This is a genomic window from Caulobacter sp. SRI_014, from assembly GCF_057586315.1.
On the sequence record NZ_JBYCZQ010000008.1, the window covers coordinates 83,155 to 100,579 of the forward strand.

At 68.2% G+C, this 17,425-nt stretch carries 20 protein-coding genes; 8 read left to right on the forward strand and 12 right to left on the reverse strand.

The features are described 5' to 3' along the window. Window positions 1-10: 10 nt before the first annotated feature. The 4 genes from AC2YG9_RS16920 to AC2YG9_RS16935 form a co-directional block, all read right to left on the reverse strand. Window positions 11-1,432, reverse strand: coding sequence for an ATP-binding protein (locus AC2YG9_RS16920; protein WP_487299156.1), 1,422 nt, complete (start codon window positions 1,430-1,432; stop codon window positions 11-13). Further along, complete coding sequence (locus AC2YG9_RS16925; protein WP_487299157.1) at window positions 1,429-2,106, reverse strand: response regulator transcription factor; 678 nt, start codon at window positions 2,104-2,106, stop codon at window positions 1,429-1,431. Before AC2YG9_RS16925 ends, AC2YG9_RS16920 begins: the two co-directional genes overlap by 4 nt. Before the next feature lie 10 nt (window positions 2,107-2,116). Next, a complete protein-coding gene (locus AC2YG9_RS16930) occupies window positions 2,117-2,428 on the reverse strand; it encodes a PepSY domain-containing protein (protein WP_487299158.1) in 312 nt (103 codons plus the stop codon). 101 nt (window positions 2,429-2,529) lie between these two features. Further along, a complete protein-coding gene (locus AC2YG9_RS16935; protein WP_487299159.1) occupies window positions 2,530-3,459 on the reverse strand; it encodes a DnaJ C-terminal domain-containing protein in 930 nt (309 codons plus the stop codon). Between the two features lie 128 nt (window positions 3,460-3,587). Here AC2YG9_RS16935 and AC2YG9_RS16940 point away from each other — a divergent pair, with 128 nt between their 5' ends. From AC2YG9_RS16940 to AC2YG9_RS16960, 5 genes are all read left to right on the forward strand, one after another. Continuing rightward, window positions 3,588-4,019: a DUF805 domain-containing protein gene (locus AC2YG9_RS16940; RefSeq protein WP_487299160.1), complete on the forward strand. Its 432-nt coding sequence runs from the start codon at window positions 3,588-3,590 to the stop codon at window positions 4,017-4,019. 71 nt (window positions 4,020-4,090) lie between these two features. Continuing rightward, window positions 4,091-4,471, forward strand: coding sequence for a GntR family transcriptional regulator (locus tag AC2YG9_RS16945; protein ID WP_487299161.1), 381 nt, complete (start codon window positions 4,091-4,093; stop codon window positions 4,469-4,471). Next, window positions 4,468-5,421, forward strand: a complete 954-nt coding sequence (locus AC2YG9_RS16950) for an ABC transporter ATP-binding protein (protein WP_487299162.1) — start codon at window positions 4,468-4,470, stop codon at window positions 5,419-5,421. The genes AC2YG9_RS16945 and AC2YG9_RS16950 overlap by 4 nt, the downstream gene beginning before the upstream one ends. Beyond that, the gene (locus AC2YG9_RS16955) at window positions 5,418-6,302 is read left to right on the forward strand and encodes a hypothetical protein (RefSeq protein ID WP_487299163.1); all 885 of its coding nucleotides are present in this window, start codon (window positions 5,418-5,420) and stop codon (window positions 6,300-6,302) included. Before AC2YG9_RS16950 ends, AC2YG9_RS16955 begins: the two co-directional genes overlap by 4 nt. Next, window positions 6,302-6,928 (forward strand): DedA family protein, encoded by a 627-nt coding sequence (locus AC2YG9_RS16960; protein ID WP_487299164.1) that lies wholly within the window; start codon window positions 6,302-6,304, stop codon window positions 6,926-6,928. The genes AC2YG9_RS16955 and AC2YG9_RS16960 overlap by 1 nt, the downstream gene beginning before the upstream one ends. Here AC2YG9_RS16960 and AC2YG9_RS16965 read toward each other — a convergent pair. The 5 genes from AC2YG9_RS16965 to AC2YG9_RS16985 form a co-directional block, all read right to left on the reverse strand. Beyond that, window positions 6,867-7,136 carry a hypothetical protein gene (locus AC2YG9_RS16965; RefSeq protein ID WP_487299165.1) on the reverse strand — a complete coding sequence of 90 codons (270 nt, stop codon included), beginning with the start codon at window positions 7,134-7,136 and terminating at the stop codon, window positions 6,867-6,869. The genes AC2YG9_RS16960 and AC2YG9_RS16965 overlap by 62 nt on opposite strands. A gap of 21 nt (window positions 7,137-7,157) precedes the next feature. Next, on the reverse strand, window positions 7,158-8,768 hold the full coding sequence (locus AC2YG9_RS16970) for a pilus assembly protein TadG-related protein (RefSeq protein WP_487299166.1): 1,611 nt from the start codon (window positions 8,766-8,768) through the stop codon (window positions 7,158-7,160). A 65-nt stretch (window positions 8,769-8,833) separates the two neighbouring features. Continuing rightward, window positions 8,834-9,250: a TadE/TadG family type IV pilus assembly protein gene (locus tag AC2YG9_RS16975; RefSeq protein WP_487299167.1), complete on the reverse strand. Its 417-nt coding sequence runs from the start codon at window positions 9,248-9,250 to the stop codon at window positions 8,834-8,836. Window positions 9,251-9,835: 585 nt separating this feature from the next. Further along, the gene (locus AC2YG9_RS16980) at window positions 9,836-10,933 is read right to left on the reverse strand and encodes a sensor histidine kinase (RefSeq protein WP_487299168.1); all 1,098 of its coding nucleotides are present in this window, start codon (window positions 10,931-10,933) and stop codon (window positions 9,836-9,838) included. Between the two features lie 130 nt (window positions 10,934-11,063). Further along, a complete protein-coding gene (locus AC2YG9_RS16985; protein ID WP_487299169.1) occupies window positions 11,064-11,240 on the reverse strand; it encodes a hypothetical protein in 177 nt (58 codons plus the stop codon). Window positions 11,241-11,360: 120 nt separating this feature from the next. Between AC2YG9_RS16985 and AC2YG9_RS16990 the strand changes: the two genes are divergently transcribed. Further along, window positions 11,361-11,993: a DUF2306 domain-containing protein gene (locus tag AC2YG9_RS16990; protein WP_487299170.1), complete on the forward strand. Its 633-nt coding sequence runs from the start codon at window positions 11,361-11,363 to the stop codon at window positions 11,991-11,993. On the opposite strand, the gene AC2YG9_RS16995 is transcribed toward AC2YG9_RS16990, so the two are convergent. After that, entirely contained in the window at window positions 11,994-12,782 is a 789-nt protein-coding gene (locus AC2YG9_RS16995; RefSeq protein ID WP_487299171.1) for an SDR family oxidoreductase, read from the reverse strand. Between the two features lie 302 nt (window positions 12,783-13,084). Continuing rightward, window positions 13,085-13,510, reverse strand: coding sequence for a GFA family protein (locus AC2YG9_RS17000; protein ID WP_487299172.1), 426 nt, complete (start codon window positions 13,508-13,510; stop codon window positions 13,085-13,087). A 229-nt stretch (window positions 13,511-13,739) separates the two neighbouring features. Here AC2YG9_RS17000 and AC2YG9_RS17005 point away from each other — a divergent pair, with 229 nt between their 5' ends. Continuing rightward, complete coding sequence (locus tag AC2YG9_RS17005; RefSeq protein ID WP_487299173.1) at window positions 13,740-13,997, forward strand: GlsB/YeaQ/YmgE family stress response membrane protein; 258 nt, start codon at window positions 13,740-13,742, stop codon at window positions 13,995-13,997. Window positions 13,998-14,182: 185 nt separating this feature from the next. Here AC2YG9_RS17005 and AC2YG9_RS17010 read toward each other — a convergent pair whose 3' ends face one another. Then, entirely contained in the window at window positions 14,183-14,863 is a 681-nt protein-coding gene (locus AC2YG9_RS17010) for a Fe2+-dependent dioxygenase (RefSeq protein ID WP_487299174.1), read from the reverse strand. Between the two features lie 183 nt (window positions 14,864-15,046). On the opposite strand from AC2YG9_RS17010, the gene AC2YG9_RS17015 reads away from it, so the two are divergent. Continuing rightward, a complete protein-coding gene (locus AC2YG9_RS17015; protein ID WP_487299175.1) occupies window positions 15,047-17,395 on the forward strand; it encodes a TonB-dependent receptor in 2,349 nt (782 codons plus the stop codon). Window positions 17,396-17,425 lie beyond the last annotated feature (30 nt).

Sequence of the window (17,425 nt, forward strand, 5' to 3'; positions counted from 1 at the left end):
AACCGTCCATTCAGCCTTCGGCCCGCGGCAATTTGACCGCCACCTTCAGGCCACCGAGCGCGCTGTCGTCCAGCACCAGGTCGCCTCCATAGGCGCGGGCCAGTTCATCGACGATGGCCAGGCCCAGACCCGAACCCGGGGCGCTCTCGTCCAGACGGGCGCCGCGCTTGATGACTTCCTCCCGGCGTTCGGCCGGCAGGCCCGGCCCGTCGTCCTCGATGGTGATGCTCAGCCAGTCGGGGCCGGCGATGTCTGCGGTCGCCCGGATGTTGCGTTTGCACCAGATGCCGGCGTTCTCGAGGATGTTGCCGACCAGCTCCTGCAGGTCCTGACGCTCGCCCCGGAAACAGAGGTCGTCGGGCGCGCGCCAGTCGATGGTGACGCCCTTGTCCTGGAAGATCCGCTCCATGGTCACAGCCAGTTCGTCCAGCACCTCCGCGACGTCGGTGCGCTCGCCGGTGCTTTGCGAGCGGGCGGCGGCGCGGGCGCGGCGCAGGTGGTGTTCGACATGGGCCCGCATGGCCTCGGCCTGGCGTTCGACGATGTCGGACAGCTGACCCGGGGTCGAGCGAGCCTCGGTCAGCATCACCGCCAGCGGCGTCTTCAGGGCATGGGCCAGGTTGCCGACGTGGGTGCGTTGGCGTTCGACGACATCCTGGTTGTGGGTGATCAGGGCGTTGAGCTCGCCGGCCAGGGGCGCCAGTTCGGCCGGATACTCGCCGACCAGCCGTTCGGCCTTGCCCCGGCGGACCAGGGCGACCTCGCGGCGCAGGCCAAACATGGGGGCCAGACCGACGCGGACCTGCAGATAGACGGCAAGGATCAGCCCGGCGCCGAGGACCACCAGGGCGCCGACGATGACGGCGACGAACCGGTTGGCGGCCGCATCGATCGACTCGCGGTTCTCGGCGGCCATGAACACCACCGGCTTGTCCCTGCCGGGAATGGAGCCGACCTGGGCGGCGGCATGCAGCCGTTTGCCCAAGGGGTCGACGGTGTCGAAATAGACGCTGGTTCCGGGGGTCTTGGCCGCCGCGGCGCCGATGCCGGCGGGGACAGCGAGGTTGCTGTCCCAGATGGAGCGCGACTCGACCAGGGGTTTGACCACGCCCTTGGCGTCGATCTCGGCGATCTGCCAATAGAAGCCGCTGTAGGGGCGATAGGCCCGCACGTCGGTCATCGGCGGGGCGTAGACCTGGCCGTTGTCGACGGTGGTTTCGGCCTGCAGGCCACGGATGGACTCTTCGAGGCCGGCCTCGAAGCGCTGGACGGAGGCCTGGCGGAACAGGTGGTTGAGGCCGAAACCGGCCAGCACCAGCATGCCGATGCTCCACACCCCGGCCAGCAGCACCAGCCGCAGGACGAGCGAGGAGCGCCTCAGGCGCCAGAAGAAGGGCGTGCGTTTTCGCGCTTTATCGCGCGCGTCGCTCACGCGTCGCTCTCACCCTCGAGGGCCATGATGCGATAGCCGAGACCACGCACGGTTTCGATGCGGTCCTGGCCGATCTTCTTGCGCACCCGGCCGATGAACACCTCGATGGTGTTGGAGTCGCGGTCGAAGTCCTGGTCGTACAGGTGCTCGACCAGTTCGGTGCGGCTGATCACCCGGCCCTGGTGCATCATCATGTAGTGCAGCAGCCGGTACTCCAGCGAGGTCAGGCGCAGAGGCTCACCATTGACCGAAGCGCGGGCCGCGCGCGGGTCGAGGCGCAGGCCGCCGCAGGACAGCTGCGGGCTGGCGTGGCCGGCCGACCGGCGGACCAGGGCGCGCAGGCGGGCCAGCAGTTCCTCTGTGTGGAACGGCTTGGTCAGGTAGTCGTCGGCCCCGGCGTCGAAGCCGGCGACCTTCTGGCTCCAGTTGTCGCGGGCGGTGAGGATCAGCACCGGGGTGGCGACGTTCTCACGCCGCCACTTTTCCAGCACAGACACGCCGTCGATCTTGGGCAGGCCAAGGTCGAGGATGACCGCATCATAGGGCTCGGTCTCGCCGAGGAAGTGGCCTTCCTCGCCGTCCGGGGCGTGATCGACGGCATAGCCGGCGTCCCCGAGGGCCAGCTTCAGCTGGCGCGACAGATCGGGGTCGTCTTCAACGAGCAGAATGCGCATGGATTGAACCCTAGAACTGGCCCGTGGCCGCGTCGACCATGAAGTCTTCGAATCGGCCGCCGGGGAAGCGCAACCGCATCCAGTAGTATTTGCGGCCGCCCTGCATGCGGGGATTGGCGTTGACGTACTCGCCGCCGGTGCGGCTCTCGACCATGCGGATCAGCTGCGACAGGGGGATTTCCCGTTCGCGGGGGGCGTCGTAGCCGCCCTTCTGTTCCTGGCGGTCGTCGCGATTGCCTTTCCCACGGCCCTGAGCGTCCGCCGCCACGGGGATGGCGGCGGTGAGGAGCGCGGCTGCAAAAAGGGCGACGAGACGTTTCATGCCTGTGCTTCTAGGGCCCGCCGTCTGAATGGCGGCTGAATGAACAGGTTATGCAATCTGTGCGGCGGCGTGTCACGGGGCCGCGCTCATCAGGCGAGGGATCAGCGCCGTTTGGCGGCGTAGGGGCGCTTGGCCTTCCACTCCTGAGCGAACTGCTCAAGTTCCGGGCCGGCCACGTCGGGCAGGGTGACGACCAGCCGGGCGACGAGGTCGCCGCGTTTGCCTTTCGCGTCGATGAAGCCCCGCCCCTTGAGCCGCAGCTGCTGGCCACTGTTGCTGCCCTTGGGCACGGTGAGCGAGACGTTGCCGTCCGGCGTCGGGGCCTCGACCTTGCCGCCCAGCACCGCGTCCGGAACCGTGATCGGCACATCCATGATCAGGGTGTCGCCCTCGCGCCGATAGATGGGGTGGGTGCGGATGCTGAGGTCGATCAGCGCATCGCCCGGGCCGCCGCGTCCGGGGGCGCCCTGCCCCTTCAGGCGCAGGGTCTGGCCGTCCTGGGCGCCCTTTGGGATCGCCACCTCAATGGTCCGGCCGTCGGAGAAGGCGATGCGCTTCTTCGTGCCCCGGATGGCGTCTTCCAGATCGATGTCGATCTTGGCCCGGACGTCCTGGCCCTTGGTGGAGAAGCCGCCGAAGCCGCCGGGATTGCGCCCGCCGCCCGGACCGCCCCGGCCGAACATCTCGCCGAGGATATCATTGAGGTCGACGCCTTCGGGGCCCTGGCCGCCGCCCGGACCGCGCGGCGACCAGCCGGAGGGACCGGAGCCGCCGCCGAAGCCGCCACGGCCGAACGGGCTCTGCTCGCGGCCCTCGGCGTCGATCTCGCCGCGATCGAATTTCTTGCGCTTTTCCTCGTCGCCGACGATGTCGAAGGCGCCCGAGACGCGCTTGAACTTCTCCTCCGCCGACTTGTCGCCGGGGTTGGCGTCGGGGTGGTACTGCTTGGCCAGCTTGCGGAACGCCTTGCGGATATCGTCCGACGACGCGCTGCGGGAAACACCCAGCTCCAGATAGGGGTCGCGCGCCAAGGATACCTCTTCAAGAAACGAACGTCGGCGGAAGGCCTCTACCTAAGGCAACGCGCGGCCCACGCAAGAGGACGGGCCTGTCGCGGGCCCGGCGCCCGTGCCAGCATGGCCGCCAGGGGAGTCGCGGCGTGGGAAGACTGTTCAGGCTGATCGGCGAGAATTTCGCCGGGCGCGGCGACCGAAAGGAATTCTGGATCGGCTTTGCCATTCAGGTCGTGGTCGCCGTCGCGGTGACCCTGATCGGCAGCCAGTTCGGGTTTTCGCCGATCTGGGGGAATCTGCTGACCCTTCCCCTCTGGCTGTTCTACGCCGCCCGCCGCTTCCACGACCTTGGCCTGCCGGGCGCCCTCGGCCTGATTCCCATTGGTGGCAGCTTTGTCCTCGGCGTCGTCGTGGCGCTGGCCAGACCTGATCCGGAACTGCGGGGGTTGATCATGGGGACCGTGCCGCTGGCCTTGACCCTGGGGTTCGTGGCCTGGCTAGGCTGCGCGCGCGGCCAGCCGGAGGCCAATGAGTTCGGGCCGCCGCCCGGACAGGAAGACGCCGCCGACGTGTTCTGACGCCGGGCGCTTGACGGTCGCCGATTGCACAACTAGTGTACTGGTCCACCGATACACTAGGTCTCTAGCTGTTGCATATCGCCATCAACACGACCGACGCCCGGCCGATCTACGTCCAGATCATGGACGAGGTGCGCCGCGCCCTGGTGCTGGGGGCCCTGCGGCCGGAGGATCCGTTGCCGTCGGTTCGCCAACTGGCCGGGGATCTGCGCCTCAACCCCAACACCGTCGCCCAGGCCTACCGCGAACTTGAGCGCGATGGGGTTGTCTATGTCCGTCGGGGCCAGGGCACCTTTGTCGCCGACCGGCCGGCCACCGCGCCGGACCGCGAGGCCATCGTCCGCGAGGTCGCCGCCCGCGCCCTGCTCGACGCCCACCGCCACGGCCTCAGCGCCGACGACCTCATCGCCGCCGTCCGGGACGCGGCCAACACGCCCAGAGCCGCAGAATGACCACCTCCACCTTGAAACGTCAGGTTCCGGGCTTCCATGCCGAGGTCGCGGGTGCTCCTGCGATATCCACACAGGGGCTGATAAAGCGCTACGGCAAGGAAACCGCCCTGGCCGGCATCGATCTGATCGCGCCGGAGGGCGGGGTCTACCTGCTGGCCGGGGCGAACGGGGCGGGCAAGAGCAGCCTGCTGCGCATCCTGCTCAACCTGATCCCGGCCAGTGACGGCAAGGCGAGCGTTCTGGGCCTCGATCCGCGCCGCGAGGGACCGACGGTCCGCGCCGAGGTGGGCTACGTGCCCGAGACCCACCAGATCGGCTATCGCTGGATGAGCGTCGGCCGGCTGATGGATCACATGGCCAGCTACTATCCGCGCTGGGACCAGGCCTACGCCGACCAGCTGACCCGTCGGCTGGACATCCGCCCCGACAAGAAGCTCGGGGGTCTTTCCAAGGGCCAGGCCCGCCGCGTGCAGCTGATCGCCGCCCTGGCACGCCGCCCGCGGCTGTTGATGCTCGACGAACCAACCGACGGGCTGGATCCTGTGGCCCGCGACGAGGTCATGGGCCTGATCGCCGAGCACCTGGCCGACACCGGCTGCACGGTGCTTGTCTCCACCCACCTGATCTATGAGGTCGAGCGGATCGCCGACCACATCGGCGTGCTGCGCGAGGGTCAACTCCTGGCCCAGCTTCCCCGCGAGGACCTGCAGCGGAAACTGCGCGTCTACCGGGCCACGGGCCCTGAAGGCTGGGTCGGGCCGGCCGACCTCACGGGGGTCATGAAGCGCGCCTCGCTCGGCCGGGAGATCCACTGGACCGTCTGGGGCGAAGAAAGCGATGTGGCCGCCCGCATCACCGACAGCGGTGGCGTCGTTCGCGATGTCGCCCCCCTCACCCTCGACGACGCCGTCGTCACCCTGATGCGCGCCAAGGATTCAGTTGAGCAATGACGGACGCCGCCCTCGCCTCCCCCCACGCCACCGCCAGGGTGACGCCGTCGTTCACAGCGGTGTTCTCCGAGCAGCTGGGCCTGATCGGCCGCGCCTACTGGCCCGCCGGCGCCGTATTCGGCGCGGCCTTCGTGATGTTCACCGGCTTCGCCCTGTGGGGGATCATCCGCCACCGGATGACCGTCGACTTCCCGCTCGAGGCCACACCGATCGTCGCGCTCGGCTCCCTGGCCATGGGCCTCAGCCTGTGGAGCAGCCAGAAGCTGTTCCAGGGCGGACATCTCTCCACCCTGCCCGTTGCCCGTGACCGCCACATCCTGATCCGCAGCCTGGCCGGCGGTGTCTGGGTGGCGGGGCTGGTCGCCTGGGCGCTGCTGTGGATCGCCACGATGGGGCTGATTTCCGGCGGCGACCTGGGGTTTGATCGCTACCTGCTGCTGGCCCCGGCCGGACCGGAAGGTCATGTCACCTGGGAGGGCGTGCGCCAGTTCCGCTGGACGCCGCAGACCTGGCATTGGCTGGCCCCGATCGGCACAGCGGCGGTCTTCTACACGATCGGCTGCGCCCTCGGCGTGGGCGTGCGGAACTGGTGGCTGTGGGGCGCCTGCTTCGCGGTCCTCTACATCCTGCTGGTCGCCGATCCGACCGGGGTTGGGGAGTCCGTCATGCGCGCCCTGATCGGCGATCCGCTCGGTCTCGACAACATGATGAGCGGCGGCCTGGAGGGGGCGACCACCGAGGTCACCCTGCCGGACGGCAAGCCGGCCGTGGCCTGGCGCTACATGCCCACCCCGGGGACCTGGGCCATGGCGGCCGGCGCCTGGATCACCCTCTCAGGCGGCCTTCTCTGGCTGGCCGCCAGGCGCCACAGGGAGCGGTAGTGGAACACTTCGCCCAGGACATCGGCGCCTTCATCGCCCGCAACGCCGTCTGGGCGGGACCGGTGCTGGGTCTGATCACCTTTGGTGAGTCGATGGCCTTCATCGGCGCCTTCTTCCCGGCCACGGCCCTGATGGTCATCGCCGGCGGCCTGGCCGCGGCCGGCATCCTCGATCCCGTCGCCGTCGTCGCCTGGTGCGTGGCAGGGGCCGTCGCCGGAGATGCGGTCAGCTACTGGATCGGCCGCCACGTCGGCCCCGGCGCCTTCCGCAGCCCGGCCCTGCAGCGCCGCCGCCGCACCATCGCCCGCGCCCGTCTGTTTTTCCGCAGGTGGGGCGCCGCATCGATCTACCTGTGCCGCTTCCTGGGGCCGGTGCGGGCCTTCGTGCCGCTGATCGCCGGGATGACCGCGATGAACCAGATGCGCTTTCAGGTCGCCAACGTCGGCTCAGCCCTCATCTGGGTGCCGGTCATGCTGGCCCCCGGCTACCTGGCCGCGAAGGGGGCCGAGGTGGCGCATTTCGACGCCCTCTGGATCGTCATCGGCCTCGCCGTCGTGATCGCCGTCATCTTCTTCGGCCGGCGGCTGTTCCGGGCGCGGCCGGCGGCGACCAGCCGAGGTCGATGAGTTCGGAGGCCAGCCGGCCAGCCTCCTCCATCAGCATCCGCTCCACCTCATCAAGGATGAAGTTGCGCCGGCTCGGCGGCGAGAAGGCGTAGAGGGCCATCAGGGTGTGGACCCGGTCGCGCACCTTCGGCGGCTCCTGCAGCGAATTGAGCAGGTCCAGGGTCGGCGGGCCCAGAGGCTCGTCGAGGATCATTCGGCTCGGCTTCATCTCATTCCCCTATCGGCCCTTCTAGGCCACCAGCGCCGCGTCGCGGCAGCGCAGGCCATTCACCCGCACATCCAGTTCCCCAAGGCGCACCCCAAGCAGATCGGTCAGCCCGTTCAGGGTCGCGTCCAGCGGCGTCGCCAGCGCGCCCAGGGTATTGCCGACCGAGGTCTTGATGCCGCCGGTCAGCGGGCTCAGCCCGAAGCCGGCCAGGGACACGGTCAGGTCGGTGTCGCCGATCAGGCTCGACAGCGTCGCCGCCGCCGTGTCGCGGGTCGAGGCGGTGCGGATGACGCCGTCAGTGATGTCGCTCTGGGTGAAGGTCAGGGTCCGCCAGGCCTCGCCGCCGATGCTGACGTCGGCCTTGCCGCTGACCGACAACAGGGGAACGGCAACGAACCGGGCGGCGTCGACGCTCAGCCCCTTCTTGAAATTGTTCAGCTTGCTCTCATCGATCTCGCCGATGGCCAGCCGGCCGATGCCGGGCGAGGCGGCGACGCTGACCTGATTGCTGGCGCAGCTGATGGCGTCCAGCTTGGCCCGGCCCTCGGCCAGCTCGACCAGCACCGGCAACCGCACCCGGGTGAAGCCCAGACCCGCGGCCCCCAGCGGCATCGCCTCCAGCTCGATGTAGAGGCGGGTCTGGGCGGTGCGCAGGATGACGTTCCTGTCGCTGGTCACCGACAGCCAGGGTGAGTTGTTCGGCCGCTCGCCGATCGCCAGCCAGGCGCCGGCGTCCAGCAGGCCGGGCGCGCCGGCCGAGAGGTCCAGCGCCACCTGGCGGCCTTCCTGCCCGGTCAGCAGCAGGGCGCGGGCCAGGTCGAGGCTGCTCAGCGCGATGGTCGCCCGGCTGCTGTCGGTCACCCGGTCCTGATCGCCGTAGACGCCCAGATCCAGCAGGTGGGACAGTTTCAGGTCCGGCACGCCGACCGAAGCGGCGGCAAGCGTGCGGATGCTGCCGGCTTCCTGGGTCTTGCCATTGGTTGTCAGGACGTCGGCAAGCGCGTTCAGGGCGGTCGGCGCGCTGACCTTGCTGTCCAGCACCTGGTCGAAGGTCGCCGCCTCCATGTCCATCCGCGTGGCCAGGGCCGGGACGTAGCGCAGGAGGTCGACATCCGCCGAGGCCAGAGCGTTGTAGTCCATGACCGAAAGACTGACGTTGCTGCCGGTCAGGCCGCTCAGCAGGGCGTTGGCCACCCCGCCGTTCAGGGACGCCAGGCGCGAGCCGATGCTGAACGAGGCCAGCTGGGTCTGGGCCGCCGCGCCGACCCGGCTGATGGCGACGCTGGGCTTGCCGAGGACGAAGGCGCCGAAGGCCAGCCTGGCCTGGCTGCGCAGCCGCACCCGGGCGGCCGATGGATTGACGTTGGTGACCACGAAGCGCTGGGCGGCCGGGATCGAGGCGTCGGGGATGTAGCTGCCGAGCTCCAGCTCGACCGTCACATTGCTGCCGAGGCCATTGGCGGCGACGGTCGCCTCGGCGGCGGTGCGGGCCTTGTCTATGTCGTTGGCGGCGGCGAGGGCGGCCAGATCGGCGACGCCCTGCAGCTTGCGGCTCTCCAGGTAGATGGAGCCCAGGTCGATGCCGACCGCCGCCGAGGCCAGCAGCATGGCCCCGGCCAGGGCGACGATCATTGACACGCCACCGCGCCGGTCACCGCCCAGCCGCCGTAACGGCCATCGCGTTCGGACGGACGCCATCAGTAGCCCCCCAGCCGGACCACGGCGTTGCTGGCGATCGTGCTGGACGGCATCGGGATGATCTTCTGGAAAATCCAGAACGGGGTGCCCGAGGCGTCGTACTTGACCGTGACCGTCATGCGCTCGGAATCCTCGGTCACAACGACGGTCACGGCCTTGGCCTCGAGGATGGCGTAGCCGGGCAGGCCCTCGATGACGCTGGCTTTCGCTAATTCGGCGCGTTCGGTCCTGTTCAGGCCGGCGACCGCCGCCCGAGCGCCGTCGTTCGCCGACTGCTGCACGCTATGCGATAGCCAAAAGTAACCGCCGTAGCTGACGATCCCGACCAGCATGGCGACCAGGGCCGGGGTCAGGAGGGCAAACTCCAGAGCGGCGGCGCCATCGGCGTTTCCAAGGTAAAACGGGCGCTTCAACATCGGATAGCCCCATATGGACTTGTTTTTCCCAGCTTTGCCATTGGGTAATGAATCAACGCTTAAACGAATACATGACGACACTGTCATTTTTTCACCGGAACTGGGTCACCCCCGTCGGACTTGCGGTAAACGCCGTCGAATGGTTCGGATGAATATCTATGTATACTTTAATATATCCGATGGTTGTCCGGCCATGCGGCTTGCCTCTACTGGATCAAAACAGCCCGAACGGGCGCCACGCCCTGTATCAAAAACCGGCGTTCTTGAAAATCGCCTTGGGCGTCGCATTAACAGGTCGCGACAGAACGCCCTGCGCCGGCAATCTCTAGTGCGCTCAGAAGTAGTATTCTCCGCTTCGAGAATTCAACACTCATTGCCCCAAAATAGGGCAATCGGAGCTGCCCGATGACCGATCTCGCCCTTCGCCCACTCAACCTGTCCGACTTTTCGGCGGTGAACTCGCTTTATGACCAGGTCTGGTGGCCGACCCGCAGCCTGGCCGGCTGGCGCTGGCTGATCGATGGCCACCCGGTGTCCGCCCGGGCTTCGCCGCCACCGCCTCACAACAGGCCTAGGGCCAGAAACTCAGACGGCGGATTCGAGCGAGGGCTTGCGGGAGATGAAGGTCGCGCGCGCCACCGTAACGGTCATGCCGCTGTCGCTGCTTTCCGCCTCCAGTCGGGCGTCCAGTTGCTTGACCAGGGCCTGGACGATCACGGTTCCCAGTCCGCCGGGCGCGCCGGCCACCGAGCCGGCCGGGGTCGAGAGCGGCTTGCCGACGCCGTTGTCGCAGACGGTCAGCTTCCAGTCCTCGCCCTTGCTCTCGTAGCCGACCCGCACCCACGCTCCGTCCCGTCCGGTCGGAAAGGCGTACTTCACCGCGTTGATCACCAGCTCGGTGACGATCAACCCGATGCTGACCGCCTGGGTGGAGCTCATCCGCCCTTCGTCGGCGATGACCTCGAGCGCGATCGGCCGGTCCTCGGCGATCATCGAACGGCCAAGGCTTTCGCAGAGCTTGGTCAAGTAGGAGCCGACCGCGATATCGTCGATGCCTTCGACGGCGTGCAGGTGCGACTGCACCGCCGCCACACTCATCACCCGTTGATGGGCGTCGCGCAGATGATCCCTGGTCTCCGGCGAGGTCACCGCCCGGGCCTTCAGCATCAGGATGCTGGCGATGATCTGCAGGCTGTTGGCGACCCGGTGCTCCATTTCCTGCAGCAGGATCTGTTTCTGTTCGAGCAGCGACTCGGTGCGCAGCAGCAGTTCGGCCAGTTCCTTCTCCATCGCCCGCCGGGCGGTGATGTCGGTGAAAGCCAGCAGGATGGTGTGGTCCTTGCTGGTCTCGTAGACCACCTTGCGGGCGTTCAGCAGCATGGTGCGGGGTCCGACACCCGGGAAATCGTGGCTGACCTCGAAGTCGTCCATCGCCGCCTTCTCGGGGATGATGGTCTCCAGCAGCAATCGCAGGGCCGGAATATCCCACTGCCCGTCGCCCAGGTCGTAGAGCGGCACGCCGCGCGTATGGGCCTCCTCGACCTTGAAAATCTCGTAGAAGGCGCGGCTGGCGGCCATCACGCGCAGGCTGCCGTCCAGCACCAGAAGCGGCTCATGGATGGTGTCGACGATCGCCTGGGCGAGCGTCTGGGCCTCCGCGATCCCCTGAAGGGGGTTGATCATGGGCGGAAAGGCGGAACCGATCTGTAGCGCGGGGGCGGCGGTCGATCTCGACCGAATGAACACCCCGCGGCCATCATAAGTCGACCCGCCGACAAAGTCGCGCTGGAACCGGGGCTGCGACGTTAAGACCTCACGCCCGGCCGAGCGGCTGTTGGTCGTAGTTATCCTGGATCTGCGCCAGGCAGGCCAGCCGCCGCCAGGTCCGGGCCATATCCAGGAAGTCGTCGCCGGCCACCGCCCCCTCACACAACATGGCCCGGAACTCCAGTTCGGTGGCCTTGTCGAGGCATTGGTTGGCGGTGCGCATGACCCTGTTCCGGTTGATCCAAGGCGACTCAAACCCCCCGCAACCCGAAAGGCTCCGCCCCCCGTCGATTGCCTTTCGAAGAACGACGGTGTCTGTTGGCCCTTCACGACGGGGGTCGCCATGACGCAATCAACGCAGACACGGCGACCGCTCGACCTGGTCGCCCGCTTTCCTGCGGCGATCTTCGTCGCCGCCCTGGTCACCGCCCTTCCCGTCTGGTGGCTCATCGCAATCCCTATCCTCGGGGCCAGCGCCACCCCGATCGGCCGCCACGCCGGCCATGTCCCCTGGACCTACCTGCACGCCGCCGCCGGCACGGTGATGCTGTTCACCGGGGCCGGAGCCCTGTGGATCGGCTGGACCCGCCGGCAGTTCCGCTTCCACCGCTGGATCGGCCGAGCCTACCTGCTGACCGGCCTGGCGACCACCACGGCGGCCCTGGGGCTGAACATCGTCAACGTGCACCACGACCTTGGCCTGGCCTACGCCACCGGCGCCCTGGCCGCCGCCTGGCTGATTACCGCCGCCATGGCCTTCCGCGCCATCCTCAACCGGCGGATCGACAGCCACCGCGACTGGGTGATCCGCAGCTATGTCCTGACCTGGAGCTTCGTCTTCTGCCGGGGCCTCGGCTACCTGCCGTTCAAGATCGACCCGGTGACCACGGGCGCCCTGCTCTGGCTGACCTGGATCGTCCCCCTGCTGCTCTGCGAGGTCGCCCTCCAGTGGCGGAGCGGAGCCCGCCGGGCCTGATCAGAACAGGGAGGTGGTCATCCCGCCATCGACCACCAGGCTCTGGCCGACCACATAGCCGGCGAAATCGCTGCACAGCATGGCGACGACCTTGCCGACCTCGTCGGCCTCGGCGACCCGCCGGGCCGGGATGCGCATCCGCTTGGCGTAGATTTCGGCGGCGCCTTCCGCCCCCACGCCATTCTCCCTGGCCACTCCCTCGAGCAGAGCCTTCAGCCCATCGGTCGCCACCATGCCCGGCAACAGGCTGTTGATCGCCACATTGTGCCGCGCCAGCTTGCGGCCGACCGCCGCCACATAATTGACCAGGGCCGACCGCGCCGGCCCGGACAGCAGCCGCATCTCGCTGGGATACTTGGCCGCCACCGTGGCGATGCTGACGATCCGACCCCAGCGCTGCTCGACCATGCCCTCGCTGTAGTGGCGGATCAGCTCCACGGGCCCGATCAGCCCGCTGGACACCGAGCCCAGCCAGTCCGCCTCGCCGATCGCCCGGAAGTCCTCGACCGGGGCCGGCGGCGAGACACTGATCACCAGGATGTCGGCGCGCGGACAGGCCGCCGCCAAAGCCGCCCGGCCCTCCACCGTCGAATGGTCGGCCACCACCGGCGTCACGTCCGCGCCGGTCGCCGCCGCGATCTCCGCCGCCGCCGCCGTCAGCCGCGCCTCGCCGCGCGCCGACAGCACGATCCTCGCCCCCTCCCCGGCCAGCGCCAGGGCGGCGGCCTTGCCCATGCCGGCGCTGCCGCCGGCGATCAGGGCGGTGCGGCCCGCGATCCTCAAGTCCATGGTCGTCTCCGTGGGGTCATTGGCCGGGGCCGGGAGGGTGGTCGAGGCCTCGCCCCCGGCGTATCGAAGCGCCTGCCATTATAGCAGGCCGGACAGAATAAATACCGTTATAATTCAACATCATGAGACCAACCCAAGGTCGGCCGGAGAGGTCGTTTCGACCCCTCGAAGACCCACCGGACCACCCCTCTGAAACCACCCTGGTTCGGTCGGTCCGTGACCGTCCGGACCGGGGCGCCCGGCGGCCTCGGAATCCTTATGTCTAGACATATTCATCTTGCCCGCCGACGCCGCCGACAGCCTCAGCCGGAGCCGTCTGCGTGGGCCTCGAACTGCGGAGAGTCGTCGCAGATCATCACCCAGTCCGGCTTCGACCCGACAAAGATATGGCCGGCGATGCGCAGCGCCGGATTGCCGTCCAGCGCCCCGGCCGGCACGAACATCCGCCCCCCGTCCGGCGTCGGCTGCGGCATCGGACAGCCGCACTGGCCACAGAAGGTATGGCTCCACCCGGACGCCGTCTCGAACCGCCGCAGCCCGCCCTCGCCGCCGAGCCACTCGAACCGCTCGCGGCGGACGTTGAGCACGGCGTTCGAGCCGGTCCCGGAGGCGCGGCGGCATTGGGAGCAGTGGCAGAAGCCGACGGGGGGCAGGCGGTCGAGGAGGCGAAAGCGGACCTGGCCGCAGAGGCAGCCGCCTTCGGTGGTTGGACGGTGTTGGTCGTTCAAGGTCATCCGCCGAGCATACCAAACACAGGCATCGGCGTATCCTCGCGGGCAGCCAGGTCCCAAAGCTGGGTCCCAACGTACCGTCCTTGCAGATCGCCATCGCTTACGTGGATCCACAGGTGGCCTGGCGACGTCTCAGGCGCGCAAGCGCCCTCCCCGGAACAAACCCCCGCCCCAACCGCTCCACATTCCAAGGGTTCGCGATCGTCGCCGACCTTCGGAGAACCTCATGTCAATCCTCGCCTGGATCGTCCTCGGCATCGTGGCCGGCTTTATCGCCAGCAAGCTCATCAACAAGTCCGGCAGCGGCCTGGTCATGGACCTCGTCCTCGGCGTCGTCGGGGCCGTGGTCGGCGGCTGGCTGTTCAATCAGTTCGGCAGCGCCGGGGTAACCGGCTTCAACCTCTACAGCCTGTTCGTCGCCGTCGTCGGCGCGGCGGTGGTGCTGTTGCTCTACCACCTGGTCTTCCGTCGCGGCCGCGTCTAGGCGCACCGTCGCGGGCCCCGACCAGGGGCCATAGACAAAAGGCTCCCCGGCATCGCTGCCGGGGAGCCTTTTTCGTTCCGCCCGCGGTTCAGGGGGCGTCGGCGGGGGAACGGCCGGCGTGAGCCGGCGACCTCAAACGCGCCGGGCGATGGTTCGTTCGATCCCCGGCCAGACTGTCCTTGGCCTCAGGTCTCGGCCCAGCGCCGCAGGAGGTTGTGGTAGACGCCAGTCAGGGCGATCAGGCCGGGGTGCTGGTCGCCGACGTCCAGGCGCAGGCGCTGCATGGCCATGTCCATGTCGAACAGGGTGGAGCGGGCCGCATCGTCGCGGACGTGGCTCTGGATCCAGAAGAAGCTGGCGGTGCGGGCGCCGCGGGTGACCGGCGTCACCTGGTGCAGGCTGGTGGCCGGGTAGAGGATCATCGAGCCGGCGGTGAGTTTCACCGACTGGGCGCCGTAGACATCCTCGATGACCAACTCGCCGCCGTCATAGTCGTCGGGATCGGTCAGGAACAGGGTCGCCGACAGGTCGGTCCGCAGACGCTCGCCGCCCGGCAGGGTGCGCAGGGCGTTGTCGATGTGGACGCCGAAGCTGTGCTCGCCCTCATAGCGGTTGAACAGCGGCGGGAAGACGCGGGCCGGCAGGGCCGCCGACTGGAACAGCAGGTTGGCGGCCAGGGCCGCCTCGATCTCGGCGCCGAGGGCGCGGGCCACCGCGCTGGTCTCGGGAAGCTGCAGGTTGTTCTTGGCCAGGGCCGACTGGTAGCCGGCCGTCACCCGACCGTCCGCCCAGGGGGCGTCGGCCAGGGCGGCCTGGAAGCGGCCGACCTGTTCGGGGGTCAGGACATTCTCGATCTGGATCAGCATGCATCGCAGCTATCCCTTTTGCGAACGACTATCAATCGGCGGGTTCGGCGGGGACCCGACATTTGATGCGCAAATGAGAACGATTCTCATTGCAAGCTTGAAATGCTGCGACTAAGAACGCTTCGCAATCGCGTGCGACAGGGCGTCGCGGGCGGTCCGTTTCAAGTCTGGGGATAGACAGTAATGAGTTCGAAGTTGCCGGCGGGCGTCAGCGCCCGCGCCAAGCGCGCCCTGAGCGTCGCCGCCGTCGCCGGTCTCGCCGGCCTTGGTCTGGCCGGCGCCGCCTTCGCCGCCGACGAGGCGCCGATGGTCACCGCCAGCGCCGACGCCGCCGACGACGCCGCCGAAGTCTCGGGCGTCACCATCCAGGGCGCCAAGGACAAGCCGTCTTCCACCAAGCTGACCGCCGCCCCGCTCGACACCCCCCAGACCATCACCGTGGTCTCCGAGCGCACCCTGCGCGACCAGAACCTCTTGACCCTGCGCGACGTGCTGCAGACCGTGCCCGGCATCACCTTCGGGGCCGGCGAGGGCGGCGGCGGCTACGGCGACAGCATCAACCTGCGCGGCTACAGCGCCAACAACGACATCACCACCGACGGCTTGCGCGACAGCGCCCAGTACAGCCGCACCGACACCTTCAATCTGCAGCAGATCGAGGTCGTGAACGGGTCGAACGGCGTCTACAACGGCTCGGGCGGGGTCGGCGGCAACATCAACCTGGTCAGCAAGAGCCCCTACGGCACGGACCGCACGACCCTGACCGCCGGGGTCGGCACGGACGGCTATCTGCGCGGCACGGTCGACAGCAACATCCTGATCGGCGACGAGGTGGCCCTGCGCATCAACGCCATGGTCCACCAGAACGATGTCCCCGGCCGCGATGTCGAAAAATACGAGCGCTGGGGCATCGCCCCGTCCCTGACCATCGGCCTGGGCGGCAAGACCCAGTTCACGATCGCCCTGTTCCACCAGGAAGACGAGAACACGCCGCGCTACGGCGTGCCCTACGCTTCGGGGGCCTTCCTCAACGGCCCGCTGCCCGGCGTGAACCCGTCGAACTATTACGGCTACCGCAACCTGGACACCCAGGAGATCACGGTCGACAGCGCCACCTTCAAGGTCCGCCACGAATTCAGCGACAACCTGATCCTGACCAACACCGGCCGCTACCTGAAGGTCGACCAGTTCCTGATCGTCGATCCGCCGCAGGGGACCTGGTGCCTGTCGAGCGGCTTCAATGCCCAGACTGGCGCCGCCTGCGGCACGCCCGGCCAGTACATCCTCAGCGGTCCGCGCGGCAACGTGCGCGACAGCTCCAACACCCAGCTGGTCAACCAGACCGACCTGAACTGGAAGTTCAACACCGGCGGGGTGAAGCACAACCTGGTCGTCGGCGTCAGCTTCTCCAACGAGACCTACGACTTCGAGGGCGGCAACGTCCTGCGCAACCCGCTGGGCGCGACGCCGAACCCGGTGCTGCCGAACATGAACATCGCCAACCCGGACAATGTCTGGTCGGGCCCGGTCAACTACATCAAGACCGCCATCAACGACGGCGAGCTGAGCAACCAGGCGGTCTACGCCTTCGACAACATCGAGTTCAGCCCGATGTTCTCGATCAACGCCGGCATCCGCTGGGAAAACAACGAGGGCGAGTTCACCTCGGCCACCATCGCCACGCCCTATCCCGCGCCGCCGGCCAGCCCGGTGGTCACCACCGCCCCGACCGCCCGCAACGAGGAGACACTGGTCTCCTACCGTATCGGCGGGGTGTTCAAGCCGATGGAGAACGGCACGATCTACCTGGCCTACGGCAACGTCAGCACCCCGTCCCAGGCCACAGTCAACAGCGGCTGCGCCCTGACCGGCACGGCCCAGAACTGCCAGCTCGATCCGGAAGAAGGCGAGATCTGGGAACTGGGGACCAAGTGGGACCTGATGGACGGCCGCCTGTCGGTGACCGGCGCGGTGTTCCAGAACGAGCGCAGCAAGATCCGCCTGGCCTCCAACGACCCGGCCATCCCGGTGCAGCAACAGGACGGCAGGAGCCGCGTGCGCGGCGTCACCGTCGGCGTCAGCGGCCAGATCCTGCCCAACTGGACGGTGATCGCCAACTACACATACCTGGACAGCGAGATCCTGCAGAACGTCGCCTCGACGGCCCTGCCGCCGAACGATGTCGACTTCCTGAAGGGCGACCCGATCCCGCTGACGCCGAAGCATGCGTTCAACGCCTGGACCAGCTGGCAGATCAACGATGCGTGGCTGGTCGGCGTCGGCGCCAACTACGCCGGCGAGTACAGCTTCCAGCGCGGCACGGCCGCCGCGCCGCAGAAGTATTCGGACGACTACTGGCTGTTCAACGCCGCGGTCACCTGGACCATCAACGACCGGGTCGGGTTGCAGCTCAACGTCAAGAACCTGACGGACGAGGAGTACTACACCAACATCCGCTCCAACTCCGGCTTCGGCTGGGCCATCCCGGGCGACACCCGGTCGGCCACGCTGACGACCACCGTCCGGTTCTAGAAGCGCCAAACCCCGCCCGTCGCGCGACGG